Origin of the sequence: Pedobacter kyonggii (assembly GCF_004310665.1) — a bacterium.
GTDB classification, from domain to species: Bacteria; Bacteroidota; Bacteroidia; order Sphingobacteriales; family Sphingobacteriaceae; genus Pedobacter; species Pedobacter kyonggii.
In genome coordinates, this window is record NZ_SIXF01000012.1 from 32,313 (window position 1) to 48,496 (window position 16,184).

The window sequence follows — 16,184 nt, forward strand, 5'->3', positions numbered from 1 at the left end:
GGAAAATCCGTTGTTCACTGGTTCAGTAGCCATTAGTCTGGAGGGTATTCGGTTTTTGGTTTTAGTGAATGTTAACTGGTAAAAAAATATCCACATAAAAGAAATGCCTTTGGGAACCACTCCAAAGGCATAATCAACCTAAACCTCAAACTAAACTATGAAAAACTCTTTGCCTTTACGGGCTATATATTTTGATTCCGAAATACGGAAAATATGATCTTTTACTTCAAGAGATAAATTAAATAATTGTTTCTCTTTTTGGTGGTGCAAAGGTACGAACAATTTGTGAATCACAAAATATTTTTAGAAAAATTTATTTTTAATACAAATGTATGACAAAACGGACGTTCTGTAAGGGGATGGGTTTTAAGGTAACTTACTTATAATCTGATATTTGTATCTGATTTGTGCAGAAATTGTATTCTTGTATTTGATTAGAGCCAATTATTGTCAGGCGGTCCTTTCCAAAATTTTCGATCAGTTCGCGGTACCAATTTATTCCCTGAACGTCTAAATTGCTCGTTGGCTCGTCTAAAAATAAAATTGGTGTATCGGTACAACATGCCAAAGCTAGTTTGGTTCTTTGCTTCATTCCCGATGAAAAGTACTTGATTTCTTTGTTCGCTGCTTTTTCTAATCCTAATATGGTGATCAGCTTTTTTGAATCGAGTCCCGGAGCAAAATTTTTGAACTTAAAATGGAAATCAATGCTCTCTTTTAAGGTAAATGTTTCAACAAGTTCGAGATATGGGGCAGCCAGGCTGATGTATTTATAAATATTTTCTACAGAAATCTCTTTGGTGTCTGAGAATGAAATTTCTCCTTCCGAAGGAGATAAGCTACCCGTTAAAACGCTTAATAAAGTTGATTTACCAGAGCCATTAGGTCCCAGTATTGCATAACTATTGCCAGAGGTGAATTCAGTACTTAAATTTCTAAAAATCCATTCCTTATTAAACCTTCTGCCAACATTTTGTAAAGTGATATTCATTTGGGTTAAGCGCTAGGCGTTTGGAGTTTGGCGGTGATCGTTTTTATCATGCAAACGCTATTATCAACACCAATGTATTGCCCGTAGTTGGGCGTAATGTGGTAACCCAATTTTAGGTAAAGTGCAATGGCTTCCGGTTGTTTCTTGCCTGTTTCTAAAACACATGCAGTAAAACCGAGTTCAGCAGCCCAGCTTTCTAATTCATTTAAAACTTTGGCAGCTATGCCTTGCTTTCTATAATCTGGATGTACAAACATTCTTTTAACTTCGGCTTCTGTTGCTGAAAAAAGCTTTATGGCACCACAGCCAACAGCAATTGCATTGTGATAAGCTACAATAACTTCTTTAATGGCATCAACCTTGTTAAACTGTGCATAAAAAGTATGGTCGTCACCATCTCTAACAGCTAAATCCTTATCCAATAAAGCAACCAAAGTCCTAAAATCGGCATTGTCTGAATCGGTTCTGATTAGCATTAAATCACTCATGAATATATTTGAATTTGGTTAAGGCAATGGATTTTACCCTTCACCTTAAACCTTTCCGCTTCTACCTTATTAGCTTCCCATTCCGAAACCCTTCATTACCCCGCGGTTAGAATTACGGATAAAATCTACAATTTCATCACGGATTTCCGTTGGTTTAAATTCGGCTTCAATCATGTCTAAAGCTTTCGTTACGTTATTGTGTTTTACAAAAAGCACACGGTAAATCTCTTGGATTTCGTCAATCTGCTCGTTAGTAAAACCTCTTCTGCGCAAACCCACAGAGTTAATGCCTGCATAAGAAAGTGGCTCGCGAGCTGCTTTTACATAAGGAGGAACATCTTTGCGTACCAATGAACCACCAGTTACAAAGGCATAAGAACCCACTTTAACGAATTGATGTATAGCAACCAAGCCTGCTAAAACGACATTGTTTCCAATGGTAATATGGCCAGCTAAGGTGGTGCTGTTTGAGAAAATGCAGTTGTTTCCAACTTCACAATCGTGCGCAATATGTGAGTATGCCTGAATTAAACAATTGCTACCGATAGTGGTTTTCCATTTATCTTTTGTACCACGGTTAATGGTTACACATTCGCGGATAGTTGTATTGTCGCCAATTTCTGCAGTAGTAACTTCGCCGGCAAATTTTAAATCCTGTGGTTCGCCAGAAATAACAGCGCCAGGAAATATGCGGCAGTTTTTGCCGATACGTGCACCATCCATAATGGTAACGTTCGATCCGATCCAGGTTCCTTCTCCAATTACAACGTCTTTATGTATCACTACAAAGGGTTCGATTACCACGTTTTCGGCAATCTTTGCCTGCGGATGTATGTATGCTAAAGGTTGTATCATTATTGGGCGGGTTCTGCTTGTTTAACTTTTGAAATTTGAGCCATCATTTCGGCTTCGACAACGATTTTTTCCCCAACCATACCTACACCTTTCATCTGGGCAATGCCCCTTCTGATTGGTTCAAGTAAATCGCAGCGGAAAACAATAGTATCGCCAGGAAGAACCTGGGCCCTAAAACGTACGTTATCTATTTTTAAGAAATAGGTTAAATAATTTCTAGGATCTGGAACGGTGCTTAACACTAATATACCACCAACTTGAGCCATAGCCTCGATTTGAATTACACCCGGAAAAACTGGTGCACCAGGAAAGTGACCTTTAAAAAACTCTTCGTTCATGGTTACGTTTTTAACACCTACCACATGGTTTTTAGAAAGTTCTAATATTTTATCAACGAATAAAAATGGTTGCCGGTGCGGCAAAATATCCATAATCTGAACAACGTCATACAATGGTTTTGCACTTGGATCGTAAACCTTTTGTATTTTTTTGTTTTTCTCTTTTTTAATCGCTGCTTTAATTTTTTTAGCAAAAGCAACGTTTGCTGCATGGCCCGGGCGGGCAGCCATAATATGGCCTTTTAAATGCATGCCAACCAAAGCTAAATCGCCGATCATATCTAATAATTTATGACGGGCAGGCTCATTTTGGTAACGCAGCTCCATGTTGTTCAAAATTCCCTGGGGGGCAACATCGATATCTTTACGGTTAAATAATTTAGCCAGGTGGCGTAATTCATCTTTGGTAACTTCTTTATCTACAATTACAATGGCGTTATTTAAATCACCACCCTTAATTAAATTGTGCGATAATTGGTATTCCAATTCGTGTAGAAAACAGAAGGTACGGCAAGAAGCAATTTCTTTCTTAAACTCTGCAATGGTATTAATGCCAGCGTGCTGGCTGCCCAAAACAGGAGAATTATAATCAATCATACACGTAAAACGATAGTCGTCTAACGGCATGGCTACAATTTCTACTTTTCTATCTTCTTCGGTATAGGTAATGTTATGTGGGATGGTGAAATACTCGCGATCTGCATTTTGCTCAACTGTACCTACTTCCTCCAGTAAATCAACAAACTGGATAGAACTGCCGTCCATAATTGGGGTTTCTGGTCCATCTAATTTAATTAGTACGTTATCGAGGTCCATACCAACCAGCGATGCCATTACGTGTTCTACAGTGCTAACGCTAGCGCCATTTTGGGTAAGCGTAGTGCCTCGTGAGGTATCGGTAACGTTATCTGCATCGGCTTCGATAATCGGGTGGCCATCTAAATCAATACGCTGAAATTTAAAGCCATGATTTTCGGGGGCCGGGCAAAATGTTAAAGTAACATTAGCGCCTGTGTGTAAACCAACACCAGATGCCGATATTTCTTGTTTAATCGTTTTTTGTCTAACGTTCATTGTGTATTGTATTCTTTTCCAGTTCAGCTGTAAGCTTTTTCAATTCCTGTTCGAGCGCGTTTATTCTTTTTTCTACATCTGGAAGATGTTTAAAAATTACTGAGGCACGCATCCAGTTGCGCAATGGCTGCGCCGGACTACCGTGCCATTGTTTATTTTCTTCTGTAATATTAAAATTGATACCGGCCTGTGCGCCAATCTGAGTGCCCTTTGCTAAAGTTAAGTGCCCGGCTATACCAACTTGTCCGCCAACAACACTGTTAGGGCCAATTTTTGTACTTCCTGATATACCCGACTGTGCGGCTAAAACCGTGTTCTCGCCAATCTCTACATTGTGCGCAATCTGGATCAGGTTATCGATTTTTGCACCTTTCTTTACAATTGTTGATCCCATTGTTGCACGATCTACAGTTGTATTTGCGCCAATTTCTACGTCATCTTCAATTATAACGTTTCCAATCTGAGGGATTTTATTGTAAGTGCCGTTTTTTTGTGGGGCAAAACCAAAACCATCGCTTCCTATAACGGTATTGGAATGAATAACGACCCTGCTGCCGATTATTGAATTGTGATAAATTTTTACACCAGGGAAAAAAGTGCTGTTTTCGCCGACTTTAGAATTCGCGCCGATAAAGGTTTGCGCATTTATTTTACAGCCATCTGCAATTTCTACATTTTCGGCCACATAAGCAAAAGCATCTATAAACACGTTTTTGCCAATTTTCGCTGTAGGGTGAACAAACGCCAGTTTGTCAATTCCAGATTGTGCGGTCTGGGCATTAACAGCTTCATTATATTTATCCAACAAGATTGTAAAAGCACTATATGGATTTTCTACACGTATTAATGTACTGGTGTATGGTTGCGTAGGGGCGAAATCCTTTGATACGATAACGACTGACGCCTGAGTAGAATACAAAAAATTTTCGTACTTAGGGTTCGAAAGAAAAGACAAGGAGCCTTCCTTTCCGTCTTCTATTTTAGAAAGTTCGGTAACGGCTACATCGGGGTTGCCATCAATGGAACCGTTTAGAAACTGACTTATCTGCGTGGCAGTAAATTGCATCGTACAAAGGTATATGTTAAATTGATATGAACAAAAAAACCTGCTCGGGTTAAACTGTGTATATTTTACACAATAATAAGACTTAAAACGGCACTAAAAGTTAAATATTTTGTTAAATAACCTTAAATCCCTCTGGGGTAACACAGGATATATTTTTCTACAGTTTTTTGCAGCGACTCCAGATTAGACAAATCTGAAGCCTTTGCAATATCAACAATATCATTATTTTTCATCAAAATCTTGATATTTCCAACCCCTGCGTTATATGCGCGGTTTTGGATCGAATCGGTAAAAACAAAATACCGTGCTTCTTCGGGTTTGATTTCTAATAAATTAACCGCGGCATCCTGTAAAAAGGTTACGCGGTTAAGATTGGCCATTTCGTTGCCCATTTCTACCTTGTAAAGATTTCTTGAAGTAAGCATTTTACATAACGTAGACAAAATTTTATCAGGATGTTTGGTCCAGACCTTAACAGCTGCATAAATATCCTGATCATCAAGGTTGGTAAAATGTTCCAGATTTTCGTGTTGAGAGAAGAAATTAGCCTCGTTAATATCGTTTTTTAAGAAATAATTTAATGATGGCGAAGCAAATAAATCGGCTCCAGTGGCTGATAATTCTTTTGCACGCTCTAGTAGCTTTACTAAAATCATCTCGCCAGCAATAACAGTTTTGTGCAGATAAACCTGCCAGTACATCAGCCGGCGGGCAATTAAAAATTTCTCGATAGAATAAATGCCTTTCTCCTCAATCACCAGATCATCATCGTAAACGTTAAACATCTTAATAATCCGATCGAAACTGATTACACCTTCACTAACACCCGTAAAAAAGCTATCGCGGTTTAAATAATCCATCCGATCTAAGTCTAACTGACCGGAAATCAGTTGGTGAAGAAACTTTTTGGGATAGGTGCCATTAAAAATTTCGATGGCATGGGTTAACCGCCCTTCAAAATGCACATTTAGATCGCGCATCAGTTTTGCCGAAATATCTTCATGTTTAATTCCAGTTACTAAAGAATGTTCTAATGCATGCGAAAAAGGGCCGTGGCCGATATCGTGTAGTAAAATGGCCAAAATGGCGGCTTCTTCTTCGCCATCGGTTATGGTATGTCCTTTACTTCTTAAAAGATTTATGGCCAAACTCATTAAATGCATGGCCCCTAAAGCATGGTGGAAACGCGTATGCAATGCACCTGGATAAACCAAATGAGTCATCCCAAGCTGTTTGATGTAACGCAAACGCTGGAAATAAGGATGTGATATCACATCGTAAACTAATTCGGATGGAATACTGATGAAACCGTAAACCGGATCATTTATTATTTTCTTCTTGTTCAATCGTTAAAAATAGTTAAATAGAAAGATACGGTACAAAAATTGCTATTTTTATTTATAGTTTGATTTACCTGCCAAAATTAAAAGGCAATACTTACCTATTTTTACAATAACATGCAAGAAACTAAAATATTATGGGCCGATGATGAAATCGACTTATTAAAACCTCATATATTATTGCTCAATGATAAAGGTTACCATGTAACTACATTTACCAATGGAAACGATGCATTAGAGGCATTTGGAAAAGCTCATTTTGACCTGGTTTTTTTGGACGAAAATATGCCGGGGATGAGTGGGATTGAGACCTTATCGGCCATTAAAAATTTAAATCCCGATGTTCCTGTTGTGCTGATTACCAAAAGTGAAGAAGAGAACTTGATGGAGGATGCGATAGGCAGCAAAATTGATGATTACCTGATCAAACCCGTAAATCCAAAGCAGGTTTTACTAACCATTAAAAAGCTGATCGATAACAAACGCCTGGTAAGCGAGAAAACTTCTATGGCTTACCAGCAGGATTTCCGCCGATTGGGTATGACGCTTGGCGACAGGCTGAATTACGAAGAGTGGGTGGATGTGTATAAAAAAATCGTTTTTTGGGAGCTGGAACTTGAAAAACTCGATGACCCGCAAATGCATGAAATTTTAACCATGCAGAAACAGGAGGCCAATACACAGTTTACTAAATTTATCGAAGAACATTATTTAGGCTGGATTAAAGAAAAAGATAAAGCCCCCTTGCTCTCTAATGAATTGCTAAAGAAAAAAGCCTTCCCTCATATTAACGATACCACACCGGTCTTTTTTATTCTGATTGATAATTTACGTTACGATCAGTGGAAAATCATTAATCCGCTAATTTCTGAATATTTCAGAATTGATGAAGAAGATATGTACACGAGCATTTTGCCAACAGCGACACAATATGCCCGTAACGCCATCTTTTCGGGCATGATGCCTTTGGATATGGAGAAACGTTTCCCACAGCTGTGGCAGAACGATGATGATGAAGGTGGAAAAAACATGCACGAAGAAGCTTTTCTGGCCGATAACATTAAACGTAGTTTAAGAAAAGATTGTAAATTCAGTTATAATAAAATCCTCACTTTTGAGCAAGGGAAAGATCTTGTTGATCAGACCAATAACTTGTTGCAGAACGATTTCAATGCCATCGTATTCAACTTTGTTGATATGTTAAGCCATGCCCGTACGGATATGCAGATGATCCGCGAGCTGGCCAATGATGATGCCGCTTACCGTTCGTTAACCTTATCTTGGTTTGAACATTCGCCACTTTGGGATTTGTTGAAAAAAATCTCACAGAAAAAGGTAAAAGTGATCATCACAACCGATCACGGAACCATCCGTGTTAAAAAACCAGTTAAAGTAATAGGCGATAGGAGCACAAACACCAATTTAAGGTATAAACAAGGTAGAAACCTTAATTTTAATGCAAAAGAAGTGTTTTTGATTAAAAATCCTCATGATGCGTTGTTGCCTAAAATTAACATCAGCAGCAGTTATATTTTTGCAAGAGAAGATAGCTATTTCGTTTATCCTAATAATTACAATCAGTTTGTGAATTACTATAACGAAACCTTCCAGCATGGAGGTATCTCACTTGAGGAAATGATTATACCGGTGGTGACGTATTCACCGAGGTAGGTTAAGGGATTTGAGACATGAGACTGTTAATTTTCAATAGAATCGTCCTCCTGAACTTATTTCAGGATCTGTCGCGATTGTAGGGTCTTCGACAGGCTCAGACTGACAAATCGCAAATAATCAGGCAAAAGCAATGCAATTATGTATTACTTTTGCCTTTATTTTTTTAAAATGGATATCGAAGTTAACAGTTTAGCCGATTTACCTGCTGTTGCACAACAGCTATCAGATTTTGCCAGTGGCCAAAAAGTCTTCATTTTTGAGGGCGATATGGGGGCTGGGAAAACAACCTTTATTAAAAATTTCTGTAAACATTTAGGTGTTGATGATGTGGTTTCGAGCCCTACCTATTCTATCGTTAATGAATATGAAAGTCCTAAGGGTTCGGTTTTCCATTTCGATTTTTATAGAATAAAAGATATTCACGAAGCTTATGACCTGGGCTATGAAGAATATTTTTATGGTGGTGGAGTTTGTTTAATAGAATGGCCTGAACGAGTGGAAGGGTTACTACCCGAAAAACATATTAAAATTGAGATAAATGAGCTGGATGAAAACCGCAGATTATTCAGATTTTCGAAGGTATAACAATTAGTTATCAATAAATTAACAGATTTTCCTTATCTTGAACAACCTAAAACTATCAAAATTTTAAATTCAACATGGCTACAGGATTACGCGAAGGAATGGCCGATATAGCTCGTCAGGGTTTACTACAAACGCAAGAGGCAAAGCTAGAAACCAGAAATAAAAAAAACAGTCTATATATAGGAATACCCAAGGAGATTTCTTTCCAGGAAAATAGAATTGCATTAACCCCTTTATCTGTTGCATTATTGGTAAATAATGGGCACCGCGTTGTTCTGGAAAGTGGAGCCGGCATTGGAGCTAATTTTTCTGATACCGAGTATGCTGAGCAGGGCGCTAAAATTGCCTATAACAAAAAAGAAGTTTTCGATGCCGATATCCTGATGAAAATTGCACCTCCCATGTTGGAAGAGATTGAGATGATGCATAAAGGGCAAACACTTATTTCTTCGTTGCAAACGGGAACGCTAAAGCAGGATTATCTGAAAGCGTTGATGCATAAAAAAATTAACGCATTATGTTTTGAGAATCTTCGCGATGAAGGTAATGTACTCAGCGTGGTACGCGCTATGAGCGAAATAGTGGGCTCGACCTCTATTTTGATTGCTGCAGAGTATTTGAGCAATGTAACAGGCGGAAAAGGTTTAATGCTTGGCGGCTTTACTGGTGTTCCTCCAACAGAAATTGTCATTTTGGGTGCTGGAACGGTGGGTGAATATGCCGCCAGAACAGCTTTGGCATTGGGGGCCGAGGTAAAGGTTTTCGATAGCTCCATTTACCGCTTACGCCGCCTGCAGAATAATTTAGGAAGCAGAGTGTTTACTTCGGTAATGCAACCTATTGTTTTGAATAAGGCTATTGTAACCTGCGATGTAGTAATAGGCGCCATTAGAGCTACCCACGGGCGTAGTCCATGCATAGTAATGGAAGAAACCGTTGCACGGATGAAACCACATTCGGTGGTAATTGATGTAAGCATTGATCAAGGAGGCTGTTTTGAAACTTCTGAAGTGACAAATCACACCAATCCAGTGTTTAGAAAATACGATGTAATCCACTATTGTGTGCCAAATATCGCTTCGCGTGTGCCAAGAACGGCATCTTACGCTTTAACGAACATCTTTGCTCCAATTTTATTGGATATTGGTGAGTTTGGAGGTTTAATGAATATGGTATGGAATAATCCGGGCATTCGTGAAGCACTTTATATTTACCAGGGTAATTGTACCAATAAAGATCTGTCCGATATGTTCAATCTGCCATTTAAGGATCTTGAGTTGTTGGTGGTTTCGAATCAGTAGAACTTTGCAATAAGGAGACTATCTATTTAGCGGATAAACCAACTAGATGTCATCCTGAGCTTGTCGAAGGACATTTTGTTCGTTATTCAAATGTAAAGGTCTTCGACAGGCTCAGACTGACAACCGTTTTAACTTGACAGCGGTAATGACCTATGCCAAATACCAATTATATGAAAATCAATCTCTTTACGTTATTTCTTTTCCTCTCGGTGGTAGTTTACGCTCAAAACAAACCTGCTCCGTTAAAAAAACTGGTGGTGGTGAGCTCCTATAATCAATATCTGGCATCAATAAAAACAGATCCGAATAACGAATTGGTTGAAATCAAAAAAGCCATTCCCAATATCAAATTAGATATCCGCTACGCCACCAAGAATAACTTTATGCAGCAGGTAATGTATAAACAGGCAAGGGCTTTTGCCCGAAAACCAGTAGTAGAATCGTTAAAAAAAATCCAAAAGGAATTAAATAGAAAAGGCTATGGCTTGAAGATATTCGATGGTTATCGGCCTTATGCTGTTACCATTGAGTTTTATAAAAAGGCCAGTGATAAAAACTTTGTAGCTAATCCGGCAAAGGGATCTAAACACAACAGAGGTTGTGCGGTAGATTTAACATTGATCAATTTAAAAACAGGTAAAGAAATAACAATGCCGACCCCTTACGACAGCTTCTCGGCTGCCGCTGCGGCGAAATACGAAAAGGTAGAGCCAGAGGCTAAAAAGAACCGCGATTTTTTAATTGCTATAATGGGTAAATATCAGATGAATGTGCTAGAGAACGAATGGTGGCACTATGATTTTTCAGGCTGGAAAAAGTACGATTTAATGGATATTCCCTTTGAGAAGCTTTAGAGGTTAATTAGCCAATAGCATTAGTTTGGGTGCCAAGTTGTAATTTTTAGGACGAGCATCATCCTGAACTTGTTTCAGGATCTGATCCTACATCCTTGAAACCTTAATTTTCTTAACTTCTCAATGGTAAATTATTTCAATAGTCATTAGTCTGAGAGCATACCGAATTAGTTTCGTCATTTCGATCCGATGGCTATCGAATGGAACACAGTGGAATGGAGAAATCTAACCTTTTCCGTGGTGTAAGATGTTACCATCTTACACTAAATTTAGCGCTCCAATTGTCAGGTGGTAACACCTGACGTCACAAACTACAAATGATGTGGCCTCCCGAATTGTTCCATTTTTACCTTCGCTTTATCCTCTTTTACAGCCAGTTCAAAAATGTAATCGTAATCATCATCTGTTAATTCCTCTTTAGGCTTTTTGCCGCCAAGGGCTTCAATAATCTCGAGTACGGTATTAGAATGGCCTGCTACAATAATGGTTTTGCCAGTATAATTGGTTTTAATGCTGTCTACAAGCGATTTAATGTCTTTATAATCGATTACCTTCGGAACCACCAATGAATCCAATGTTTGGTGTGTTCTTTTTGTCGGCGTGGCAAAAGCAACATCAAATTTTACCTTTTTTAGGTAGGTTGCTAAATCTCCTGCACGAACTCTTCCTTCATCAGAGAGATTAGGGTTGGTATCCTGTGGGTTCGATTTATCTTTCTCTGCATGCCTAACAATCCAAACTGTGGTAGTTTGTGCTGAAATTATGTTGGCAAAGAGAAGCGTTAACGACAGTAATACTAGCAGTTTTTTCATGTTATAAATATTCAAAAATTAATTGGATAAGAAAAGCTTTAAAAAGATATGGCAGCGATTAGCTTTTCAACATCCTCCTTTTCATGCCAGGCAGAAAGCACTATACGATCTAAAATTTCGTCGGTAGGATTTGGATATGGAAAAGACGAAATCAGGATCTGCTTTTGCAAGATACGTTGTGAAAAATTTACATCACCCAGTAGATACACAGGGAAATCCCATTCGTGTTTCCAGGTAAGATTTAATGCTCTTTCAAGTATTACCATATTGTTTTTCAGTTTATTTAGGGCCTTTCTATATATATCTTCGGCATGAATAAATGCATAAAGTGCGGCGGGACTTGGTGGAGAAGCACCAATAAAGGTATTTGTACTTTTAAGTTTATTGATTATTTTATTGGAGGCCAAAACAATACCTGCATCTACACCCAGTGCTTTTGCCATGGAGGCAACTACTACGTTTTCGATGTTTTCTTGTTTGGGAAGATTTAAGATGGCACCCATACCATTATTGTTTACGCCAATTCCATGAGAATCGTCAACAACAAGGATTATATTTTTATCCTTATGGATTTCTTTTACAAAGTCGAAATCATAAATTTCGGGTACAAGATTATTCATGGAATTACTAATCAGAATCCAGGTTTTTTCTTCAGATGAATTTATTCTTTCAATCGTTTCCTGTTTCCAATCTCGAAATAATTTTACGTTTTTGATTTGATTTTCTACCAACCAAAGTGCGGGGTGTGCTGCAGGGCCATAAATTACTTTCCCCAATCTGGATAAATCCTTAACGGTAAGCTGTGCTGCTAAATATCCGCTTGAAGTAATCAGCGCAGCTTCTGCTCCATACCGTGCTGCTGCTACTTTTTCGGCATCATCGTAAATGCCAAGCTGAATGTTGTTGGTGCGGCTTGTTCCGTTGTTTAAACCGAATTTTTTAATCCCTTCGATATACAGATTGATGAAGTCCTGATTTTTAGGAATGCCCAAATAAGCCGTCCCTCCAAAATATAAATAGGTGTTTCCTGCAATATTTATGTGGTTAGAAAAAGGTTGCTCAATCGATTTAAAGTTCGGCTTCATATTAATTGTAGTTTCTTCCAAGCTCATCATTTGCAGCACGGATAATAGATTTATCGCCATTGTCATCATGGTAGAATTCCCAGAACATGATTCCATTTGCAATATCTTTAGCGAGTTTAGCTTTTTTCTTGGTGGTTATGGTTCCATTAAAGTAAAATTGAACGCCATCAATCAATGCATTATCTAAACTTACATCAGCCCCCACTGTTACAAAATCGCGATAGGCCTTAGCCGAGTTATTGGCATTTTTACCATAAGCCGGGATGCCCAGAACTGCTTTCTCCTTTGGCATACCGCGGGTGCTTAACCAATAATTTAAACTGGCAACGGCCATGTTGTAAGATGCATGTTGTATAGGCTCATTTTTATCCCAGCCAATGCCATCATACACCATAATATTAAAAAAATCTACAGCAGGGAAAACTTCCGATTTTAATCCATCCCGAATACTGCCGGCGTATACACCTGGGGTTATGGCCGCACTTAAAAATTTATGGTATTTGTGTAGCGAATCTGAAAGCTCTTTCATTAACAGCACGTAATTATCTGCTGATCCATCGCTGGTACTTGGATACTCCCAATCCATATCTACCCCGTCCAGATCATTTGTTTTGGCAAAAGTTAGCACATTTTTTACGAACAGCTTTCTCGCCTTTGCAGATGCCGCTATGGTTACAAAAATACTTTTCGTACCCGATATCGAAATGCCTGTTTTTACGCCATTTTCCCTTGCTTTTTGCATTATAGTTGTAAATCGAGCGGGTTGTTCTAACGCTGCTAAACTTCCATCGGTATTGGGGTTTAGAAATGCATAAAAGAGGTGCGTAATCATTTTGAACTTCGAATCTACAACACTGGCTGGATCTCGGTAACTTGGGAAATAGCTTACAATTTTAAAGCTATTGTCGGGTACGTATGGTGTAGTAGGGATAGGAGGTTCACTTATGGGATCATTTTTCTTACAAGCTGATATAATAAGCAGGGTAGAGATGCCAGTTAATAAATAGAATTTCTTCATAGAATAGGGGTTATTTGATGTTACATATACTTAAAAAGTATTGTGTATATAAGTGATTATCCTCACCATTTCTGCACGTACCTCGGCAGTTGGTTTTACAAAGCTGTTGTTCATGAAAGAATAAATGTACGTTTTGCCTTTTTTTGTGAGTACGTATCCACTTTGATTATGAACGCCACCGAGCGAACCCGTTTTTCCGAAAACAAAAGGTTTGTCGGTTTTAGGATAAGCGTTTTTTAAAGTGCCACTTTTTCCTCCTGCAGGCAACAAGTCAAAAAGCTTTTCCGGATTGTTTACCAATCTATAAATGGAATCAAGGAGGTATACATTATCACGCGGTGTAAATAAATTCTGACGGGACAAACCAGATCCATCAGCCCATTTTACTTTATCAGGCAAAAAAGAAAGGTAATTTTTCGTAATGTAATCAATGGCTTTTGTTGTACTCAACGTATCACCAATCTGATTGGAGCAAACCAATAACAAATGTTCGGCGATAAAGTTATCGCTGGGTAGCATCATGTGTTTTAAAACAGAATCGCGCTTTGCGCCCGATAAAGTTTTAGCATACGATGGTATTTTTAAGTTTATAATGCCGACAGGTTTATGCAGGGTATCTGATAATATTTCGACGGTAACCCGTGCACTGGTTTTATATGGGTTTTGCTGATTGTAGCCTGGTTGCACTGAAACGGCGGGATAATGAAAGCGGTTGCTTAAAAAATCTCTGCTTACCTGAAAACTCCCCGTTTTTTTAGTAGAATCTATTTCGAAACAGGAAGCAAACACTTTGGGTTCAATATTGATTTTATTTGGAGTGGCATAAGTAGAAGTAACCATGTTATCCATAATTGGCATTTCGGTAATTTCTGGCTGATAATAATAATCGTAATCATCCCATGACCAGCCATCGCCAAAAAAACTGCCCGAATATCGTCCGGGAGAAAAAAATAGTTTTTTGTTCGAAGCCAAAAGAAAATTGTAAGCCGATTTGTCTTTTACTGCAAACTGTAAAAAAGCCGGATCGCCTGTGCCCCAAAAAATCAATGAATCATTCCGTTCAATATATTTTAAAGCAGGCATTAAATCTGGCAGCATTTTTAAACTCGCAAAAAAAGTATAAAGCTTGGTGTTGGATGCTGGGGTGAAATACTTATCGGCATCTTTCTGAAAGACCATTTTTTTATCTGAAGGATTGTAAAGGGCGAAGCCAACCTGATACTGTTTAATTACCTGGGAATTTTTAAACTCTTTAGCTACTTTTTTTGAAATGACTTTATTGGTTGAGCAACTTGTTAACAAACAAATAGATAATGCGAATGCAACAAAAATAAAATTATGATTTTTTAAGGGAAACATGTTCTAAATTTAGGGGACATAATTATCAACTAATTTATTAAATTTAGTTTAATGTTAACCAAATATAACCCCAGTGTAATAATCTGTTTACGCAAATTCACAATTTGTTTGGGGTTGGTATTTCTTGCATCTTCTGTGTTTGGTCAGGAATTCCTTTTTAAAAGAAACCGGCAAAAACAGTCAATTACTTTTAAGTGCATCAAAAACATAATGGTTATTCAGGTGTATGTAAATGGTAAGGGGCCGTATGATTTTGTTCTTGACACTGGAGTTGGACCGATGATTATTACCGATCCATCCATTATCGATTCGTTGAATTTTAGTAAACTTCGTAAAATTAAAGTATCTGGCTTGGGCATTGAAACCGTTGAGGCCTATGTTTCTCAAAGTCTGGATGTTAAAGTGGGCAGTGCAAGCATTGAAAATATACCAACGGCAATCTTAAAAGAAGATCTCTTTAACCTGTCGGGGCATTTGGGGCTGAAAATTTACGGCTTGTTGGGCTTTAGTTTTTTTAACAGCTTTATTGTTGATATAAGGTACAGTGAAAATAGGCTGATTATTTACGATCACGATGCCAAGATCAAATACCGCGGAAAAAAAATACCTATTGAGATTCAGAATCAGAAACCGTATATTTTAGCTACTGTTGATGTTCCTGGTGGTAAAACCGTTGAGGCAAGGTTTTTAATGGACACAGGAGCCAGCCATGCTTTATCGCTCGAAATGCTCCATGGAACCGAATTCCCGCTACCTGAAAAAAAAATCAAAGCAAATTTAGGAATGAGCCTTAGTGGCCAGATTAAGGGGCACGTTGGCCGTGTTGGCAAGTTTAATGTAGGTGGTTATGTTTTTAAAGACGTTGTTGCAGGATTCCCTGATTTTAAGAGTATTGCAGATAAGATCGATTTATCAAAGCGGAATGGAAATTTAGGAGCGGATTTACTGCGGAAATTTAATATCCAGTTTAACTACCAGGGAGGTTTTATTTATGTTAAGCCTAACGGTTTAAGCAAAGTTCCTTTCGAGCACGATATGATAGGTATGGTGATTTATCTCGATCAGAAAGAGTATAAAAGGGTATTGATTGGGGAAATAGACGAAAATAGCCCGGCAGAAAAAGCGGGGTTATGCCCTGATGATGAAATTATTGCGGTAAATTTCAAAAGCATAGATGCCTATTCTTTAAATGAGCTTACCGAAATGTTTAAATCAAAAGCAGATAGAAATGTAATTTTTGAAATTTTTAGAGACAATCAAGTCTATTTTAAAGTGGTGCGCCTTGAGAAGAGGATCTGATAAGCGTAATTTTCCAGTTACAAAAGAATTGTCGTGTAACAAGGG

The 16,184-nt window shown here is 38.2% G+C and carries 15 protein-coding genes; 5 read left to right on the forward strand and 10 right to left on the reverse strand.

Annotation, left to right across the window (positions count from 1 at the left end; genetic code table 11):
- Nucleotides 1-376: 376 nt before the first annotated feature.
- The 6 genes from EYS08_RS13560 to EYS08_RS13585 form a co-directional block, all read right to left on the reverse strand.
- Nucleotides 377-991: an ABC transporter ATP-binding protein gene (locus EYS08_RS13560; protein WP_131030557.1), complete on the reverse strand. Its 615-nt coding sequence runs from the start codon at nucleotides 989-991 to the stop codon at nucleotides 377-379.
- 5 nt (nucleotides 992-996) lie between these two features.
- Entirely contained in the window at nucleotides 997-1,479 is a 483-nt protein-coding gene (locus EYS08_RS13565; RefSeq protein ID WP_131030558.1) for a GNAT family N-acetyltransferase, read from the reverse strand.
- Nucleotides 1,480-1,548: 69 nt separating this feature from the next.
- Complete coding sequence (lpxA, locus tag EYS08_RS13570; protein ID WP_029274294.1) at nucleotides 1,549-2,334, reverse strand: acyl-ACP--UDP-N-acetylglucosamine O-acyltransferase; 786 nt, start codon at nucleotides 2,332-2,334, stop codon at nucleotides 1,549-1,551.
- Complete coding sequence (locus tag EYS08_RS13575; RefSeq protein WP_131030559.1) at nucleotides 2,334-3,746, reverse strand: bifunctional UDP-3-O-[3-hydroxymyristoyl] N-acetylglucosamine deacetylase/3-hydroxyacyl-ACP dehydratase; 1,413 nt, start codon at nucleotides 3,744-3,746, stop codon at nucleotides 2,334-2,336. Before EYS08_RS13575 ends, lpxA begins: the two co-directional genes overlap by 1 nt.
- Nucleotides 3,736-4,812, reverse strand: coding sequence for a UDP-3-O-(3-hydroxymyristoyl)glucosamine N-acyltransferase (gene lpxD, locus EYS08_RS13580; RefSeq protein ID WP_131030560.1), 1,077 nt, complete (start codon nucleotides 4,810-4,812; stop codon nucleotides 3,736-3,738). Before lpxD ends, EYS08_RS13575 begins: the two co-directional genes overlap by 11 nt.
- 122 nt (nucleotides 4,813-4,934) lie before the next feature.
- The gene (locus EYS08_RS13585; protein ID WP_165456454.1) at nucleotides 4,935-6,158 is read right to left on the reverse strand and encodes an HD domain-containing protein; all 1,224 of its coding nucleotides are present in this window, start codon (nucleotides 6,156-6,158) and stop codon (nucleotides 4,935-4,937) included.
- Nucleotides 6,159-6,269: 111 nt separating this feature from the next.
- On the opposite strand from EYS08_RS13585, the gene porX reads away from it, so the two are divergent.
- From porX to EYS08_RS13605, 4 genes are all read left to right on the forward strand, one after another.
- Nucleotides 6,270-7,823, forward strand: coding sequence for a T9SS response regulator signal transducer PorX (porX, locus tag EYS08_RS13590; protein ID WP_057931049.1), 1,554 nt, complete (start codon nucleotides 6,270-6,272; stop codon nucleotides 7,821-7,823).
- A gap of 171 nt (nucleotides 7,824-7,994) precedes the next feature.
- On the forward strand, nucleotides 7,995-8,411 hold the full coding sequence (tsaE, locus tag EYS08_RS13595) for a tRNA (adenosine(37)-N6)-threonylcarbamoyltransferase complex ATPase subunit type 1 TsaE (protein WP_131030561.1): 417 nt from the start codon (nucleotides 7,995-7,997) through the stop codon (nucleotides 8,409-8,411).
- A 74-nt stretch (nucleotides 8,412-8,485) separates the two neighbouring features.
- On the forward strand, nucleotides 8,486-9,712 hold the full coding sequence (locus EYS08_RS13600; protein WP_131030562.1) for an alanine dehydrogenase: 1,227 nt from the start codon (nucleotides 8,486-8,488) through the stop codon (nucleotides 9,710-9,712).
- 170 nt (nucleotides 9,713-9,882) lie between these two features.
- Nucleotides 9,883-10,566: a M15 family metallopeptidase gene (locus EYS08_RS13605; RefSeq protein WP_131030563.1), complete on the forward strand. Its 684-nt coding sequence runs from the start codon at nucleotides 9,883-9,885 to the stop codon at nucleotides 10,564-10,566.
- A gap of 311 nt (nucleotides 10,567-10,877) precedes the next feature.
- On the opposite strand, the gene EYS08_RS13610 is transcribed toward EYS08_RS13605, so the two are convergent.
- The 4 genes from EYS08_RS13610 to EYS08_RS13625 are packed head-to-tail and all read right to left on the reverse strand — an operon-like array spanning nucleotide 10,878 to nucleotide 14,840.
- Entirely contained in the window at nucleotides 10,878-11,378 is a 501-nt protein-coding gene (locus EYS08_RS13610; RefSeq protein WP_131030564.1) for a histidine phosphatase family protein, read from the reverse strand.
- 38 nt (nucleotides 11,379-11,416) lie between these two features.
- Entirely contained in the window at nucleotides 11,417-12,463 is a 1,047-nt protein-coding gene (locus tag EYS08_RS13615) for an aminotransferase class I/II-fold pyridoxal phosphate-dependent enzyme (RefSeq protein WP_131030565.1), read from the reverse strand.
- Between the two features lies 1 nt (nucleotide 12,464).
- Entirely contained in the window at nucleotides 12,465-13,481 is a 1,017-nt protein-coding gene (locus tag EYS08_RS13620) for a glycosyl hydrolase family 18 protein (protein WP_131030566.1), read from the reverse strand.
- 30 nt (nucleotides 13,482-13,511) lie between these two features.
- A complete protein-coding gene (locus tag EYS08_RS13625; protein ID WP_131030567.1) occupies nucleotides 13,512-14,840 on the reverse strand; it encodes a D-alanyl-D-alanine carboxypeptidase in 1,329 nt (442 codons plus the stop codon).
- A gap of 210 nt (nucleotides 14,841-15,050) precedes the next feature.
- Here EYS08_RS13625 and EYS08_RS13630 point away from each other — a divergent pair, with 210 nt between their 5' ends.
- Nucleotides 15,051-16,139, forward strand: coding sequence for an aspartyl protease family protein (locus tag EYS08_RS13630; protein ID WP_165456455.1), 1,089 nt, complete (start codon nucleotides 15,051-15,053; stop codon nucleotides 16,137-16,139).
- Nucleotides 16,140-16,184 lie beyond the last annotated feature (45 nt).